At 70.9% G+C, this 15,567-nt stretch carries 14 protein-coding genes and 1 tRNA gene; 10 read left to right on the top strand and 5 right to left on the bottom strand.

Annotated elements, in window-relative coordinates; genetic code table 11:
• Positions 1-447 precede the first annotated feature (447 nt).
• Positions 448-1,029 (bottom strand): helix-turn-helix domain-containing protein, encoded by a 582-nt coding sequence (locus DCS98_RS17175; RefSeq protein ID WP_241038223.1) that lies wholly within the window; start codon positions 1,027-1,029, stop codon positions 448-450.
• Positions 1,030-1,105: 76 nt separating this feature from the next.
• Here DCS98_RS17175 and DCS98_RS17170 point away from each other — a divergent pair, with 76 nt between their 5' ends.
• From DCS98_RS17170 to DCS98_RS17130, 9 genes are all read left to right on the top strand, one after another.
• Positions 1,106-2,041: an NAD(P)/FAD-dependent oxidoreductase gene (locus DCS98_RS17170; protein ID WP_116452609.1), complete on the top strand. Its 936-nt coding sequence runs from the start codon at positions 1,106-1,108 to the stop codon at positions 2,039-2,041.
• 52 nt (positions 2,042-2,093) lie between these two features.
• Positions 2,094-2,351 carry a putative antibiotic biosynthesis monooxygenase gene (locus DCS98_RS17165; RefSeq protein ID WP_116452608.1) on the top strand — a complete coding sequence of 86 codons (258 nt, stop codon included), beginning with the start codon at positions 2,094-2,096 and terminating at the stop codon, positions 2,349-2,351.
• Positions 2,352-2,526: 175 nt separating this feature from the next.
• A complete protein-coding gene (locus DCS98_RS17160) occupies positions 2,527-3,282 on the top strand; it encodes a DUF4389 domain-containing protein (RefSeq protein ID WP_116452738.1) in 756 nt (251 codons plus the stop codon).
• Positions 3,283-3,502: 220 nt separating this feature from the next.
• Positions 3,503-4,585, top strand: a complete 1,083-nt coding sequence (locus DCS98_RS17155) for an NAD(P)-dependent alcohol dehydrogenase (protein ID WP_241038221.1) — start codon at positions 3,503-3,505, stop codon at positions 4,583-4,585.
• Positions 4,586-4,650: 65 nt separating this feature from the next.
• Positions 4,651-5,499 (top strand): SDR family NAD(P)-dependent oxidoreductase, encoded by an 849-nt coding sequence (locus DCS98_RS17150; protein ID WP_116452607.1) that lies wholly within the window; start codon positions 4,651-4,653, stop codon positions 5,497-5,499.
• A gap of 62 nt (positions 5,500-5,561) precedes the next feature.
• Complete coding sequence (locus tag DCS98_RS17145) at positions 5,562-6,464, top strand: ABC transporter ATP-binding protein (protein ID WP_116452606.1); 903 nt, start codon at positions 5,562-5,564, stop codon at positions 6,462-6,464.
• A complete protein-coding gene (locus DCS98_RS17140) occupies positions 6,461-7,264 on the top strand; it encodes an ABC transporter permease subunit (protein WP_116452605.1) in 804 nt (267 codons plus the stop codon). The genes DCS98_RS17145 and DCS98_RS17140 overlap by 4 nt, the downstream gene beginning before the upstream one ends.
• Positions 7,265-7,392: 128 nt before the next feature.
• Positions 7,393-7,848: a hypothetical protein gene (locus DCS98_RS17135; protein WP_116452604.1), complete on the top strand. Its 456-nt coding sequence runs from the start codon at positions 7,393-7,395 to the stop codon at positions 7,846-7,848.
• Between the two features lie 92 nt (positions 7,849-7,940).
• Entirely contained in the window at positions 7,941-8,747 is an 807-nt protein-coding gene (locus DCS98_RS17130) for a DUF4386 domain-containing protein (RefSeq protein WP_116452603.1), read from the top strand.
• Between the two features lie 234 nt (positions 8,748-8,981).
• Here DCS98_RS17130 and DCS98_RS17125 read toward each other — a convergent pair.
• From DCS98_RS17125 to DCS98_RS17115, 3 genes are all read right to left on the bottom strand, one after another.
• A tRNA-Met gene (locus DCS98_RS17125) sits at positions 8,982-9,055 on the bottom strand.
• Positions 9,056-9,128: 73 nt separating this feature from the next.
• On the bottom strand, positions 9,129-12,095 hold the full coding sequence (locus DCS98_RS17120; protein ID WP_241038289.1) for a UPF0182 family membrane protein: 2,967 nt from the start codon (positions 12,093-12,095) through the stop codon (positions 9,129-9,131).
• Between the two features lie 117 nt (positions 12,096-12,212).
• Complete coding sequence (locus DCS98_RS17115; protein ID WP_116452601.1) at positions 12,213-13,235, bottom strand: YlbL family protein; 1,023 nt, start codon at positions 13,233-13,235, stop codon at positions 12,213-12,215.
• 106 nt (positions 13,236-13,341) lie between these two features.
• On the opposite strand from DCS98_RS17115, the gene DCS98_RS17110 reads away from it, so the two are divergent.
• Complete coding sequence (locus tag DCS98_RS17110; RefSeq protein ID WP_116452600.1) at positions 13,342-14,712, top strand: zinc-dependent metalloprotease; 1,371 nt, start codon at positions 13,342-13,344, stop codon at positions 14,710-14,712.
• On the opposite strand, the gene DCS98_RS17105 is transcribed toward DCS98_RS17110, so the two are convergent.
• Complete coding sequence (locus tag DCS98_RS17105; protein ID WP_241038219.1) at positions 14,709-15,413, bottom strand: M48 metallopeptidase family protein; 705 nt, start codon at positions 15,411-15,413, stop codon at positions 14,709-14,711. The two genes, DCS98_RS17110 and DCS98_RS17105, sit on opposite strands and share 4 nt — an antisense overlap.
• Between the last annotated feature and the right edge of the window lie 154 nt (positions 15,414-15,567).

The following is a 15,567-nucleotide window of genomic DNA, read 5'->3' as shown; positions in this document are numbered from 1 at the left end:
ACCCCCTGAGGGGCCGGGCTTCCTGTCGGTGGTAGCGGGGGGACCGGCCGAACCACCGCTTTCACTGTTGGTTGTCGCCCGTTCCTGCAGGTCGGGGCGTTGCGCCTAGGCATCTGCATACCCCCGTCTGGTCCGTTTCCCGACCCGCCGCCCTGTCGCCTCGGGATTCGAAGTGATCTTGACATGCATGCCGGAAACTTGATCTCAACCAGATCCACCGATCAGAGGTTCGTCGCTCCGACCCGTGCCGCGCTCGCCATCGCCTGAACCTCGCGGTCACCGAAACTCTCGGTGTCGTCATGGATGGACCGCAGGTCTTGCACCGCGCCGGGCTCCCCGTCTCCGGCGCGCATGGTGGCTCTCAGGCAGGCGGCGAGGGCGGCGCCCTCCTTGGCGGCGGACAGCGTTGAGCTCAGGGTCGATGCATGGAATGAGGTGTCAGTGTGGCTACGTACGCCCCGCCTTGGCGCGGACGTGTATCCGCTCGCCCTGTTCTCCGAACAGGCTCAAGACCTCCGCGGAGTCGTCACCGGTGCTGCCGAACCAGTGCGGCACGTGGGTGTCGAACTCGGCCACCTCACCTCGTCCGAGGACGAGGTCCTGCTCGCCGAGGAGGAGCCGCATGCGGCCGGTCAGGACGAACAACCACTCGTGCCCCTCATGGGAGCGCAGTGCGGGCTCGGCAGTCGCGATGGGGATAAGGATCTTGCGTGCCTGGATGCCGCCGGGCTGCTGGGTGAGCGGGATGACGGTCCGCCCGCGGGCGCGCCGGGGCTTGAGGCGAAGGCGAGGGTCGGCCACCTCGGGTGCGCCCACAAGGTCGTCCAGGGGTACGCGGTAGGCCTGCGCGAGCGGGAGCAACAGCTCCAGGCTGGGGCGGCGCTGTCCGGTTTCCAGCCGGGACAAGGTGCTCTTCGAGATGCCGGTCGTCGCCGCGAGACCGGTGAGCGTCAGCCCCCGTGCGGTGCGCAAGCGTTTCAGCCGCGGTGCCACCTGATCAAGCGCCGCCGCGATAACTGTCGTGTCCACGCACCCATCCCACCGCGTTTCCCGGAAACAGGGACGCTTGTTGTCGCGGCGGCGATGCCCTCGCCAGCCTTCCGGCATGAGCGATTGCGACGTAGTGGTGATCGGCGGCGGCGCGGCCGGGCTGTCCGCGGCGCTGGTGCTGGCGCGGGCCCGCCGCCGCGTTCTCGTGGTGGACGCCGGAACGCCGCGCAACGCTCCAGCCGCGCACATGCAGGGATTCCTGTCCCGCGACGGTCTGCCGCCCGGTGACCTCCTGGCCCTCGGACGGGCGGAGGTGATCGGCTACGGCGGGGAGATCCTGTCCGGCACCGTCAGGGTGCTGGTGCGGTACGGGTCCGCGGGCTTCTGGGTCCTCCTCTTCGACGGCCGGCGGATCTCGACGCGCCGACTGCTCGTGACGACCGGCCTGCGAGACGAACTGCCCGACATCCCTGGATTGCGGGACCGGTGGGCGCGCGACGTGCTGCACTGCCCGTACTGCCACGGCTACGAGGTCCGGGACCAGCCCCTCGGCGTCCTCGGCGGTTCACCCGACGCGGTCCGCTACACCCAGATCGTCCGCCAGTGGACCGACGACGTCGTCCTCTTCACGCAGGCCGGCAGACTCACCGCCGCCGAGCGGGCGCAGCTGGTGGCCCGGGCCATCGGGATCGTCGAGGGCCCCGTGAAGCAGGTCCTCGTCGAGGACGACCACCTCTGCGGCGTCGAGCTCGACGACGGGCGCGTCGTCCCGCGGACGGCGCTGTTCGTCCCGCAGCGGTTCATCGCGAACAACGACCTGCTGGTGGGCCTGGGCTGCGCCATGGACGAGAACGGCTGGGTCACCACAGGTCCCCACGGGTCGACCAGCGTCGGCGGCGTCTGGGTCGCCGGCAATGTCGCCAATCCGCGCGCTCAGGTCATCACCGCCGCCGGCGAAGGTTCCGCGGCCGCCATCGCTATCAACGGCGACCTCGTCGATGAGGACGTCCGCGCCGCCGTGCACGCCTTCACCACCGGCGCCGTGGTCTGAGACCACCCGCCCATTCGCACCTCACCCCCCCCTTCGACCCCCAGGAGCACCCATGTCCGACCGATCCCCGATTCCCGCGTCCGCGCCGATCGCGCCGCCGAGCAAGCACCAGCTGGCTTTGATGATCTGGCTGGCCGTCTTCCCCACCCTCACCGTGCTCAACCTGGCACTGGGCGACTGGCTGACGACGCTGCCGCCCCTGCTGCGCACGTTCGTGCTGGCCACCGTCGCGGTGCCGATCGTCATCTACGGGCTGATGCCCCAGCTGCATCGGCTGCGGGTCCGCCTCACGCGCGGGAGGACCCGGTGACCGCCGTCCAGGCCGGGGATGCGGGGCCGCGGCTGCGCCCCTTGACACCCTTTCCGGCCGCGAGGATGGTCCCCGACGCCACCTCACATCGTGGGGTGCGCACCGAGCGGGGGCGCTCCACCGGCACTCCGGCTTTCGCCGGGATTGGCACGAGCCGATGGGCGGAGAGGTCGTCATGACCGAGTACCGCCCGCCATACCCCGTGCGCGTGGACGGGGCAGCAGAGCCCGAAGCCGTCTCCCGCGGGCTGTGGCTGGTCAAGTGGCTGCTGCTGGTGCCACACCTGGTCGTGCTGGTGTTCCTGTGGCTGGCGTTCTACGCGGTCGGGATCGTCGCGTTCTTCGCGATCCTTGTCACCGGCCGCTACCCGCGGGGGCTGTTCGACTTCAACATCGGTGTCATGCGCTGGTCGTGGCGGGTGCACTACTACGGCTACGGGGCACTGGCCACCGACCGCTACCCGCCCTTCACCCTCGCTGAGGTCGCGGACTACCCGGCGCACCTGGACGTCGCCTATCCCGAGCGGCTGTCCCGCGGGCTCGTCCTGATCAAGTGGTGGCTGCTGGCCATCCCGCAGTACGTGATCGTCGGCATCTTCGTCGGCGGCGGCCTGTGGTTCGGCGCGCACGGGCGGCACAGCAGCGACGCGTGGGCGGCCGGCGGGCTGGTCGGCCTGCTCGTGCTCATCGCCGGCATCGTGATCCTGTTCACCGGCCGCTACCCCCGGTCGCTGTACGACTTCATCCTCGGCATGGACCGCTGGGCGCTGCGGGTGGCCGCCTACGCCGCGCTGATGACCGACCGGTATCCGCCGTTCCGGCTCGACCAGGGCGGCACCGACCCCGGCTCCACCCCGGCGGTATCCACGGCCCCGCCGCCTTCCGGGGTGCCCGGTGGTCCCAGCCCGGTGGCTCCGGCGCCGGTCGCCTAGCCAACGTCCCATCGGGCGCCAACCTTGTCGGCGGGCTAGGGACGGCCTTCCACCCCCGCACCAGACCAGGCGGGTAACCCACTGAATCCGTCCCTTCTTCCGGACCCGCAACCGTTCTGTCGGTTCCAGCATCGGGCTCGACCACAGCACCACAGCGACTTCGTCCTCCAGCGCGCCACCTCCCGAACGACCCGGTCAACGACGAGAGAAGACGATCCCGATGGCGACCACGCACTCCAACCCGCTCACCGACCCGCCCGCCACGGGCAGAGGGCGCCTCACCATGACGTCGGTCGTGCAGGACCGCTACGGCCCCGCCCCCGAGGAGGTCCTCCGCGTCGAAGGGATTGACCGGCCCACCATCGCGGACGACGAGGTCCTCGTCCGGGTGCACGCGGCCAGCGTCGACCGTGGCACCTGGCACATCATGGCCGGGCTGCCCTACCCCATCCGGCTGGCCGGCTTCGGGGTGCGCCGTCCCAAGTACACCAACCCGGGACGGAGTCTGGCAGGAACGGTCGAGGCGGTCGGGGCCGCCGTGACCGGCTTCGCAGTGGGCGACGCCGTGTTCGGTGTCGGCGACGCCACCTTCGCCGAGTACGCCCGCGCCCGACCGGACAAGCTGGCCGCCAAGCCGGTGAACCTCACCTTCGACCAGGCCGCAGCCGTGCCCGTCTCCGGACTGACCGCGCTGCAGGCCGTCCGCGATCACGGACGGATCCAGGCCGGCCAGCAGGTGCTCGTCATCGGCGCCTCCGGTGGAGTGGGCAGCTTCGCTGTGCAGATCGCCAAGGCGTTCGGGGCCGAGGTCACCGGGGTGTGCAGCACGGCGAAGGTCGACGCGGTCCGCGCGTTGGGTGCCGACCATGTTCTCGACTACACCCGGGAGGATGCCACCGACGGCCGGCATCGCTACGACGTCGTCCTCGACACCGGCGGCAACAGCCGGCTTTCCCGGCTGCGCCGCGCGCTCACCCCGACCGGGCGGCTGGTCATCGTCGGCGGCGAGACCGACGGACGGTGGCTGGGTGGCAGCGACCGCCAGATCCGGGCCACGCTGCTGTCGGCGTTCATCGGCCAGAAGCTCGGCACCTTCGTCGCGTCGGAGAACGCCGCTGACCTAGAAGCCCTGCGCGAGCTCATCGAGGCCGGCACGGTCACCCCCGCCATCGACCGGACCTACCCGCTGACCGGCGTCGCCGCAGCCATCCGTCACCTGCTCGACGGGCGGGCCCGGGGCAAGCTCGTCGTCTCCGTCACCCCCACCACGACCCCCACTCCGGACGCGGGGAGCGCGGCATGACCGAGAACCGAACGCCCTCCCCGTCGGCGCTGGGCCACCGACACCCACCACCCCGGTCGAGGCCGATGATCGGGAAGACGGTGCTGATCACCGGCGGCACCGGAGGCATCGGCAAGGCGACGGCCCTCGGCCTCGCCGCGCTCGGAGCGCATGTCGCAGTCACCGGCCGCGACCCCCAGCGGACCCAGGACGCGGTCCGCGAGATCCGTGCCGCCGGCGGCGGACCGGTGGATGCGTTCATCGCCGACCTGTCCGCCCAGTCCGAGGTGCGGCGGGTGGCCGGCGAGGTGTTCGAGCGCATGCCCCGCATCGACGCACTGGTCAACAACGTCGGGGGCTACTGGAACACCCGACACATCACCGCGGACGGGCTCGAACGCACCTTCGCCCTCAACCACCTCGCGCCGTTCCTGCTCACCAACCTGCTCCTCGACCGGCTCAAGGACAGCGCCCCGGCCCGCGTGGTCACCGTCGCCTCCAACGCCCACAAGCTGGGCCGCATCGATTTCGACGACCTGCGGGGCGAACGCAGCTACTCCGGCGGTCGGGCGTACAACCAGTCCAAGCTCGCCAACATCCTGTTCAGCTACGAACTGGCCAGGCGACTGGAGGGCTTCGCCGTCACCGTCAACGCCCTGCACCCGGGCATGGTGCGCACCGGCTTCGGCTCTGAAGACCCCGCAGGCACCCAACGCATCTTCGTCCCGCTGCTGCGGCCGTTCATGAAGTCGGTGACCCGAGGCGCGGTCACCTCCATTCATCTGACCTCGGCCCCCGAGCTGGCGGAGGTGAGCGGCCGGTACTTCGTCAGCAGCACAGCCACGTCGTCCTCCCCGGGCAGCTACGACGAGGCAGTGGCTGCGCGGCTCTGGCAGGTCAGCGCCGAATCGGTCGGGCTCACCGCGACCGCCTGAACCACCAGCGGCATTCGGCCGACCCCACACCGCCCCTCAGCCCGAAGTCAGCGAGTCGGAACATGATCACCATCGAGAACCTCACCAAGCAGTACGGCACCACCCTCGCGGTCGACGACGTCAGCTTCACCGCCTCCCCGGGCCGGGTCACCGGTTTTCTGGGACCGAACGGGGCCGGGAAGTCGACCACCCTGCGGATCATGGTCGGGCTCACCCGACCCGACGCCGGGAGCGCCACCATCTCCGTGCGCCGCTACGTGGATCTGCCCAACCCGGGACTCGAGGTCGGCGTCCTGCTGGACGCCTCGGCCCAGCACGCCGGCCGCACCGGCCGGGAGATCCTCACCCTGGCCCAGCAGTTCATGGGACTGCCGCGGGCCCGCGTCGAGGAGATGCTGGAGATCGTCAGTCTGACCCCGACCGAGGCGTCGCGTCGGGTGGGCGAGTACTCACTCGGGATACGTCAACGGCTCGGGATAGCGACCGCCTTGATCGGTGACCCCGAAGTGCTGATCCTCGACGAGCCCGCCAACGGCCTGGACCCGGCCGGGATCCGGTGGATGCGTGACCTTCTCCGCGGCTATGCCGACCGCGGCGGCACGGTCCTGCTGTCCTCGCACCTGCTCCACGAGATCGAGGTCATCGCCGACGACATCGTCATGATCGGGCTCGGCCGCATCGTGTCGATGGGGACCAAGGCCGACCTACTTCATGAGGCCGGCACCGTCGTCGGTGCCGTCGACCTCCTGGCGCTCGAGCTCGCCCTCACCCAGCGCGGGCTGACCGCCACGACCTCCTCCGACGGCTCGACGCTGCACACCGACGCGGCCGCCGCCCTGGTCGGGCAGGTCACCTTCGACGCCGGCATCCCGCTCACCGAGCTCCGGGCCGCCTCCAGCGCCGGGCTCGAAGACACGTTCCTCCAGCTCACCGCCGGCACCCAACGAGAAGGAGCACCGGCATGACCGCCATCGCAGCAGCTCAAGTCCGCCTCCCTCGCGCGACCGTCGAGCCGATCCCCCTGACCCGGATCATCGCGGTCGAGCTCCGCAAGATGTTCGACACCCGCTCCGGGTTCTGGCTGATCGCCAGCATCGCGATCACCTCGCTGCTTGCCGCGGGCGGCGTCATCCTGTGGGCACCCGACGGCAGCCTCACCTACTCGACCTTCGCGACTGCCATCCGCTTCCCGGTCGTCATCATCCTGCCGCTGATCGCGATCCTGGCGGTCACCAGCGAGTGGAGCCAACGCACCGGACTCACCACGTTCACCCTGGTTCCCCACCGCGGCCGCATCATCACCGCCAAGGCCATCTCCTCAGTCGGCATCGCCATCGCCGCCATGGTGCTGGCGTTCGCGGTCGGCGCGCTCGGGAACCTGCTGGGCGCCGCCATCCGAGGCTCGGCCCTGGTCTGGGACGTGAATGTGACCCAGTGCCTGTACTACGTCCTGGGCATGGTGCTGAGCCTGCTCATCGGCTTCATGCTCGGAGTGCTCTTCCGGGCGTCGATCGGGGCGCTCGTGGCCTACTTCGTGCTCACCTTCCTCATCCCCACCGTGTTCGGGCTGCTGGCCAACTCACAGCAGTGGTTCCACACCCTGCAGCCCTGGATCGACATCCAGTTCGCCCAAGCCGGACTGTTCCTCTTCGCCCACGCCCTGACCGGCCACGAATGGGCCCACATCGCCGTCACCGGCATCACGTGGCTGCTCATCCCCGTGCTGATCGGCCTCCGTCTGGTCATGAGATCCGAAGTCAAGTAGAGGCAGCCAGGGCGAGGTCGTCTCATCGGTCACGTCCGTAGGACTCCCGACCTGACCTGCCGCACGGCGTTGGCCAGCGGCGGCACGAGCCGCCTGCGCACCGCGCACCACCACTCCGAAGGTGATCCATGACCGCCACCGCGCACACCCCGGCTGCGTCCGACCGTTCCCCGAGCGTCGACGCGGAAGAGCTGCCGCTGTGGCGGCTGCACGCGATGAGAGTCGGCTACGCCTTCATGGGCGTCGGTCTCGCCGTGGTGAAGTGGCCCATCGTCATCGGCTACGACCAGTCCTTCCCGCTCTTCGAAGGAGTCGTCGCCGTGCTGCTGACGGCGATGTCCCTGCTGGCGTTCCTGGGGCTGCGGTATCCGGTGCGGCTGTTGCCGATCCTGCTGTTCGAGTCGCTGTGGAAGGTGATCTGGCTGTCGGTGGTGGCGCTGCCGGCGGCGCTCGCCGGCGAGGTCAACCAGGCGATGAGCCAGACCATCTTCAACTGCTCGTTCGACATCGTCATCCTGGCCGTCGTGCCCTGGGGGTACGTCTGGCGCCACTACGTCGTCGCGAAGGGCGAGCGGTGGCGATGAGCCGCCGCACCGCGCCCGCCGGCGCGGCCCCCGACTTGCCCACAGCGGCGACCGCCGCTGCGTCCCCCGCACCGACGCCCAGGAAGCCGACCATGACCGCCACCGCCCACACCCCGGCCGCCGCACGAGCCGCGACGAACCCGATGAGGGGCAGAGCCCGCCTCGCCGGCGTGCTCTACCTGCTCACCTTCGTCTCGATCCCCACCCTCGGGCTCTACAACCCCATCCGGGATCACGCCGACTTCATCCTGGGAGCTGGAAGCCAAACCGGCGTGCTCTGGGGCGCCTTCACCGAGGTGATCGTCGGCGTTGCCGGCATCAGCACCGCGCTCGTGTTGTTCCCCGTGCTCAAGCGGCAGAACGAGTCCGCCGCGCTCGGGCTGGTCGCCGCCCGACTCGTGGAGACCACGCTGATCTTCGTCAGCGTCACGAGCCTGCTGACGATCATCACCCTGCGCACCGACGTCGCCGGAACCGCCGGCGCGGACAACGCCTCGCTGACCACGACCGGCCACACCCTGCTCGCGGCCTACGACCGGACGTTCCTGCTGTCGCAGAGCCTCATGCCCGTCTTCTGCGACCTACTCCTGGGCTACCTGCTCTTCAGGTCCCGCTTGGTACCTCGCATCCTCCCGATCGTCGCGTTCGTCGGCGCCCCGCTGCTGCTGGCCTCCGACATCGCGATCTTCTTCGGGGTCTACGACCGGGTGGCGCTCCTCGCCGGGCTCGCCGTGATCCCGGTCGCTGCCTTCGAGCTCTCCGTCGGGATCTGGTTGCTCGTCAAGGGCTTCAACCCCGCCTCCCCTGTGTTTGCCCGGCCGAACACCGAGGTCGGGATTCCCGCCCCGAGGACCGGCCAGCCCCAACTCGACGAGCGGGGCTCGGAACTCGTCCGATAGCGAACCGACCACGGGCCGCTGCCCGCACGGCACACCCGCGCGGATTCGGGCCGCGTCCCTCACCCCGTCGACGCAGGGCTCCGGTCGGCCCACCGGGGCCCTGCGTCGGACTCCCCGGTGGGGGACCGCGCCAGCGTCGGGCCGCAGGTGAGCGACATCTCGATGCGACTGCTCGCGGATCCTTGCGCATACGACAGGAGCCCTCACAGTCACTGTGAGGGCCCCTGCATGTTGTAGCGGGGGCAGGATTCGAACCTGCGACCTCTGGGTTATGAGCCCAGCGAGCTACCGAGCTGCTCCACCCCGCGTCGGTAGAACCCACTGTACACGCCACCGGAGGTGGGGGGACCGCGGGTCCCGCGGTCCCCCCACCCGGCCGGATCAGCCGCCCGGCGACGTCGCGGCGGCCTGCTGCGCCTGCTGGTAGGCGGTGACCGCCTGCTGCAGGTCCTCGAGCGCCTGCCCCTGACCGGCGAAGTCGCCGTTGCGCTGCGCGGTCTGCAGGGCCTCCAGCGCGCTCTGGATGTCCGCGACCGCCTGGTCCAGCGACGCGTTCCCGGAGGTGCCGTCGCCGGTGTCCGGCGGGGCGGTCGGCGTCGTAGGTGCCGTCGTCTCCGGCGACTCGGGCGCATCCGTGGGCGGCGCGTCACCGCTGTCCACGGCCGACTCCCCCGCCCCGGCGCCGAAGACCTGGTCGAGCGCCTCCGACAGCGTGTTGGCGTACCCGACCCGGTCCCCGTAGTTCACGAGGACCTTCTGCAGCAGCGGGAAGGAGTTCTCCCCCGTGCCCTGGACGTACAGCGGCTCGACGTAGAGCAGCCCGTCCTCCCCGATCGGCAGCGTCAGCAGGTTCCCGAAGACCGCCCGGGACTCCTGGCTGTTGAACAGCGTCAGGTCAGGTCTCACCTGGTTGTTCGTGATGAACGACTGCTGCACCTGCTGAGGGCCACGGAACGGGGTGTTGCCCGGCAATCGGAGGACCTGGATCTCGCCGTAGGTGTCCGGATCGCTGGACGCCGAGATGAACGAGGACAGGTTCTCGCGGTTGAAGGCGTTCAGCGCACTGGTCAGCTGGAACGACGCCTCGTCGTCACCGGGCCGCTGCGCCAGGATGTAGTACGGCGGCTGCGCGGCATCGGTGTCCTGGGTCGGGTCGTCGGGCACCTGCCAACGGTCGTTCTGGTTGTAGAAGTCGACCGGGTTCGAGACGTGGTAGCGCGTCAGGATGTCGCGCTGCAGCTTGAACAGGTCCTCCGGGTACCGGACGTGGCTCATCAGCTCGTCCGGGATGTCGTCGTACGAGGTGACCGTGCCCGGGAACGCCTTCATGTACGTCTGCAGGACGGGGTCCTCGCGGTCCCACTCGTAGAGCGTGACCGTGCCGTCGTACGCGTCGACCGTCGCCTTCACCGAGTTGCGGATGTAGTTGAACTGGTCGTTGGGCAGCGCCGTGGTGCCGGCGCCGGTCAGCGAGTCGGCGGCCGTCGTCCCGAGGTCGCGCAGCTCCGCGTACGGGTAGGCGTCCGAGGTCGTGTAGCCGTCGAGGATCCAGGTCACGCGGCCGTCGATCACCGCCGGGTACGGGTCGCCGTCCACCTCGAGGAACGGTGCCGCCTTCTCGACGCGGTCCCGGGGGTCACGCACGTAGAGCACCTTCGACTCGTCGTTGACCGCCCCGGACAGCAGGAAGTTCCGCTCCCGGTAGTAGATGGCGAAGGTCAGCTGACGGAAGAAGCTGCCGATCTCGACGCCGCCCTCGCCGTCGTAGGTGTTGTTCACCTGGCCCTCGTCCGAACCGTCCTCGGGACGGTCGAACTCGCGCGGCTCCGAACCCTCGGGAGCGCCGACGACGGAGTAGACGTCCTGGCCGTTCTGCTGGATCAGCTCGCCGTAGTAGATCCGCGCACCGTTCGCGTCCACCTCGATGTTGCCGCGGGTGGGCAGGTCCCCGGTCGTGAAGTTCGGCTCGCCGCCCTCCTGGCCGGCGACGACCTCGTTGGCCGGTGCGGCGACGAACCCGTTGCCGTGGGTGTAGACGGTGTGCCGGTTGATCCAGCTGCTCTGGTTCTCGGAGAGACCGGAGCTGTTGAGCTCGCGCACCGCCACCACGTAGTCACGGGTCTCGCCGTCGACCGTGTACCGGTCGATGTCCAGCTTCTCCGGGAAGCCGTAGACGTTGCGGATCTGCTGGCGGGCGGTGAACGTCGGGGACAGGACGTTCGGGTCCAGCAGCCGCGCGTTGGGGATCGTCTCCGTGTCGTTGCGGAGCTCCGCCTGCGCCGCCGCGGTGTCCACCGAGTCGCCGGTCGCGTCCTGCGCGTAGTTGACGTAGTCGATGTCGGACAGGTTGTACGCGTCGAGGGTGGAGTCGATCGCCCGCTCGATGTAGGGCGCCTCCTTCTGGTCGGCGCTGGGCCGCACGACGAACTGCTGGACGATCGCCGGGTAGGCCACGCCGATCACCAGGCTGGAGACCAGCAGCAGCACCAGCGCGGCGGCGGGCAGCAGGAAGTTGCGCACGAAGATGTTGGCGAAGAACGCCAGAGCGCAGACGATGGCGACGAACATCAGGATGGTCTTGGGGACCAGCAGGGCGTTGACGTCGGTGTAGCTCGCGCCGGTGAAGACGTCACCGCGGTCGGAGTAGACCAGCCCGTAGCGGTCCAGCCAGTAGGCGACCGCCTTGAGCGCGACGAAGAGGCCCAGCAGCACCGACAGCTGCACGCGGGCCGCCGCCGTCAGCTTCTGGCCCGGGGTCTGCAGGCGCAGCCCGCCGAAGACGTAGTGGGTCAGCACCGCCCCGATCAGCGCCAGCAGCACGATGGCGAACCCGAAGCCGAGGGCCAACCGGTAGAAGGGGTAGTCGAAGACGAAGAACGACAGGTCGACGCCGAACTGCGGGTCGGTCCGGCCGAAGTCGGTGCTGTTGCGGAACGTCAGCCAGGTCTGCCAGCTGCCCTGCGCCGTGAACCCGGCGAACAGGCCCAGCACGACGGCCACGGCGGTGAGCACCAGCCCGCGGCGCGGCTCGAGCGACTGGCGGTAGCGCTCGAGGTTCTGCTGCTCGAGCGACATCGGCCGGAACGTCGGCCGGAACCGGTACGCCAGGTGGATCGACAGGGCGACCAGGCCACCGGTGGCCACTCCGGCCACGGCGAACAGCAGCGCCCGGGTCTGGATCTCGGTCCAGAAGACCTCGGTGTAGTTCGTCTCGTCGAACCACAGGTAGTCGACGTAGACGTTGGTCAGCGTGCCGATGGCCGTGAACAGGACCAGGAGCACGGCGACGGCGCCGAGGACCAGCTTCGCGCGGCGCGACAGGGTCGGCACCGGCACGGGGGGCCGCATGGCCACGAGCGCTCTCCTTCAGTTGCAGGCAGTTGCAGAGTGCGGTGACACGGGGGACGCCCGGTCATCCCAGCACAACGCGCGGGGGCCGACGGGGTTCCCCGCGAGGTCAGCGGTTCAGCAGGTCTCCGGTGTGCGCCCGGCGCGGAAGTCGGCGAGGGCGTCGAGCGCGTCGTCGAGGGTGGCGACCTTGGCGAGGGGGAAGCCCGGGTCGGCCGCGGCGTCCGCCTCGGCGCAGTTGCCCTCCGGGACGAGGAAGAGCTCCGCGCCGATCTCCTCGGCGGCGACCATCTTCAGCGGGATGCCGCCGATCGGCCCCACGGCGCCGTCGGCGTCGATCGTGCCCGTCCCGGCGATCACCGCACCGCCCGTCAGGTCCTCGTCGCCGACGAGGTCGAGGATGCCGAGAGTGAGCATCAGCCCCGCGGACGGACCCCCGACGTCCTCCACCTGGATGTCGACGTCGAACGGGGCCGACGGCTGCTCGAGGATCGTGATGCCGAGCAGCGACCCCTCCCTGTCCTCCGCCTCGCGGGTGGTGACCGTCGCCGTCCCCGGCTCGCCGAGCCGCGTGTAGGACACCGTCACCGTCGATCCGCCGGGGATGGCCCTCAGGACCTCGTCGAGGGCGTCGGTGTCCGGGGTCGGGACGCCGTCGACGGCCTCGATGGCGTCGCCCTCCTCGAGCGCGCCCTCCGACGGCGAGTCGTCGGCCAGCCCCTGGACGACCACCTTCACCGGGTAGCCGAGCCGGCCCAGGGCCACCGACATGGCCGCCTGCTCGGAGGTCAGGAACGCCTGGCGGTTGGCCTGCCGGGTCTCCTCCTCGGAGCGGTCGGGCGGGTAGACCGCCTCCTCCGGGACCACGCTCACCTCGTCGTCGAACCAGCCGCGCACCGCCTGAACCAGACTGAGCCCGCCACGGCTCACGCCGACCGTCGTCAGGTTCAGGTTGCCCTCGACGTCGTTCCGCTCGCGGCCCTGGACGTCGATGATCGGCTCGCCGTCGATGTCGCCCAGGGTGTTGAACGTCGGCCCCGGCACCTGCGCGACGTAGGGCACCGGCAGCGTCGTCCCCAGGATCCCGAAGAGGAGCAGGAGCACGACACCGGCGGTCAGGACGGCGATCCGGCGGGTCACGACGGGCGAGCCTATGCGGCGGAGCTGGACGGCGCCGTCGCGTCCTGTCCGCCGTGGGCGCAACGCGTCGTCACCCCGGCGAAGATCACGCGTCTACCGTGGGTGCATGAGTGACGTGCCGTTCGGCTTCGGACTGCCCGACCGCGACCCGGAGCGCCGCGAGCCCGGCCAGGGGGGCACCCCCGGCAACCCCGGCGACCCCTTCGGCCTGGGCGCCCTGTTCGGTGGCATCGCCGGCGGCGGCTCGCCCGAGGACCTGCTCGGCAAGATGCCGCTGTTCGCCGAGCTGCAGAAGCTCATGAACTGGTCCGGCGGGCCGGTCAACTGGGACCTCGCCCGGCAGGGCGCGATCAGCCAGCTCGCCGCCGGGCACCAGCCGTCGTCGGACGCCGAGCGCACCGCCGTGGCCGAGGCGCTGCGGCTGGCCGACCTGTGGCTGGACCAGGCCACCGGGTTGCCCTCCGGCATCGAGCGCACCGCCGCCTGGTCGCGGGTCGAGTGGGTGGAGCAGACGCTGCCCGCGTGGCGCGCGCTCATCGACCCCCTCGCCGAGAAGGTCGTCGGCGCGATGACCAGCGCCCTCCCCCAGGAGGCGGCCATGTCCTTCGGCCCGGTCGCCGGGATCATGGGCCGGATGGGCGGGCTGATGTTCGGCGCCCAGGTCGGCCAGGCGCTCGGCAAGCTCGCCGACGAGGTCGTCACCAGCACCGACGTCGGGCTCCCCCTGGCCCCCGCGGGCACCGGTGTCCTGGTGCCGCAGAACGTCGGGGCCTTCGCCGACGGCCTGGACCGGCCGGCCGACGAGGTGCGGCTGTTCCTCGCCCTGCGCGAGGCGGCGTCGCAGCGGCTGTTCGCGCACGTCCCGTGGCTGCGCCAGCAGCTGCAGGACGCCGTCCACGCCTACGCCCGCGGGATCACGATCGACCGCGAGGCCATCGAGCAGAAGCTCGGCGAGGCGATGTCGGGCATGGAGGGCGGCATCGACCCCAGCAACCCGGAGAGCATCCAGCAGCTGCTCGGCAGCGGCGTCCTCGAGCCGGAGGAGACCCCGGAGCAGCAGATGGCGCTGCGCCGCCTCGAGACGCTGCTCGCGCTGGTCGAGGGCTGGGTCGACACCGTCGTCGCCGAGGCGGCCAGGGACCGGCTGCCCGGTCACCCGGCGCTCGCCGAGACGATGCGCCGCCGTCGGGCCTCGGGTGGTCCCGCCGAGCAGACCTTCGCCACGCTGGTCGGCCTGGAGCTGCGTCCCCGCCGGCTCCGCGACGCGGCGACGGTGTGGGGCGCCATGACCCAGCAGCACGGGTCGGACGCCCGGGACCGCCTGTGGTCGCACCCCGACCTGCTGCCCACGTCCGAGGACCTGGACGAGCCCCTGGACTTCGTGGCCCGCCAGGGGCTGGACGACGAGCTGGCGGCCCTGACCGCCGAGGACGCGGAGAAGCCCGAGGACGACGAGGGCGGCCGGCAGCAGGGCTAGTCGACGAGGTCGGCCGACTCCCCCTCGGCCCCCGCGCCCGCCGTCTCGACGCCCTCGAGGAAACCGCGGGCGCGCTCGGCGCGCGGGTAACGCGCGACGAGTGCCCAGAAGTTCTCGTCGTGACCGGGCTCGAGCAGGTGCACCAGCTCGTGCACGAGGACGTAGTCGACGACGTACTCCGGCATCGACCGCAGCCGGCTCGACAGGCGGATGCTGCCGTCGGCGGGCGTGCAGGAGCCCCAGCGGCGGTTCTGGTTGTCCACCCACCGCACGCTGAGCGGCTCGGCCAGACCGTCGAGATGGGCGGCCGACAGCGCGCGGGCGCGGTCCATCAGCTCGTCGTCGCCCCCGAGGGACCGGCGGCGGCGCTCCTCGCGGGTCTGCAGCTTCGCCACCATCTGCGCCACCCAGCGCCGCTCCTCGGCCGGGCTGAAGGCGGCCGGGATGAGGACGACGGTCCGCCCCTTCTCGCGGTAGGCGGTCACCGTCCGGCGCCGGCGGGCGCTGCGCCGGACCTCGACCTCCCCGAGGCTCGCCGGGCCGCCGGCGAGATCTCCGCGCGCCTGCTCCGGCGCCGGGAGACCCTGATCGGCTCCCTTGCGCGGCCGGGCAGCCGGGATCGCGCGGCCGGCCCGGCCGGCGGAGGTGGACGGGCCGGTCGGCTCGGGGCACGCGTGAGCGTCGGGAGTCGATCCGGGCACGGGGGCACCGTAAGGCACCGTGCCGACCCTGCGCCTCTGCGAGGGCACCCACTCGGGTGCACGTCGCACGGACGGTGGACACGACCGCCGCTCCACCCGGTGACAAGGGTTGCGCTGGGTGGTCGGTCCACAGCCCGGACGGGCCCGTAGCCGC

The organism is Blastococcus litoris, from assembly GCF_003075095.1.
Lineage (GTDB): Bacteria > Actinomycetota > Actinomycetes > Mycobacteriales > Geodermatophilaceae > Blastococcus_B > Blastococcus_B litoris.
Note: the sequence above shows the minus strand (reverse complement) of the source record. Positions and strands in the feature narration are given on the sequence as shown.

Coding starts and splice junctions, on each gene's coding strand:
- DCS98_RS17165 (WP_116452608.1), top strand. CDS start 2,094: ATGTCCGACCGATCCCCGATTCCCGCGTCCGCGCCGATCGCGCCGCCG.
- DCS98_RS17145 (WP_116452606.1), top strand. CDS start 5,562: ATGATCACCATCGAGAACCTCACCAAGCAGTACGGCACCACCCTCGCG.
- DCS98_RS17135 (WP_116452604.1), top strand. CDS start 7,393: ATGACCGCCACCGCGCACACCCCGGCTGCGTCCGACCGTTCCCCGAGC.
- DCS98_RS17110 (WP_116452600.1), top strand. CDS start 13,342: ATGAGTGACGTGCCGTTCGGCTTCGGACTGCCCGACCGCGACCCGGAG.
- DCS98_RS17140 (WP_116452605.1), top strand. CDS start 6,461: ATGACCGCCATCGCAGCAGCTCAAGTCCGCCTCCCTCGCGCGACCGTC.
- DCS98_RS17130 (WP_116452603.1), top strand. CDS start 7,941: ATGACCGCCACCGCCCACACCCCGGCCGCCGCACGAGCCGCGACGAAC.
- DCS98_RS17170 (WP_116452609.1), top strand. CDS start 1,106: ATGAGCGATTGCGACGTAGTGGTGATCGGCGGCGGCGCGGCCGGGCTG.
- DCS98_RS17150 (WP_116452607.1), top strand. CDS start 4,651: ATGATCGGGAAGACGGTGCTGATCACCGGCGGCACCGGAGGCATCGGC.
- DCS98_RS17160 (WP_116452738.1), top strand. CDS start 2,527: ATGACCGAGTACCGCCCGCCATACCCCGTGCGCGTGGACGGGGCAGCA.
- DCS98_RS17155 (WP_241038221.1), top strand. CDS start 3,503: ATGGCGACCACGCACTCCAACCCGCTCACCGACCCGCCCGCCACGGGC.
- DCS98_RS17120 (WP_241038289.1), bottom strand. CDS start 12,095: ATGCGGCCCCCCGTGCCGGTGCCGACCCTGTCGCGCCGCGCGAAGCTG.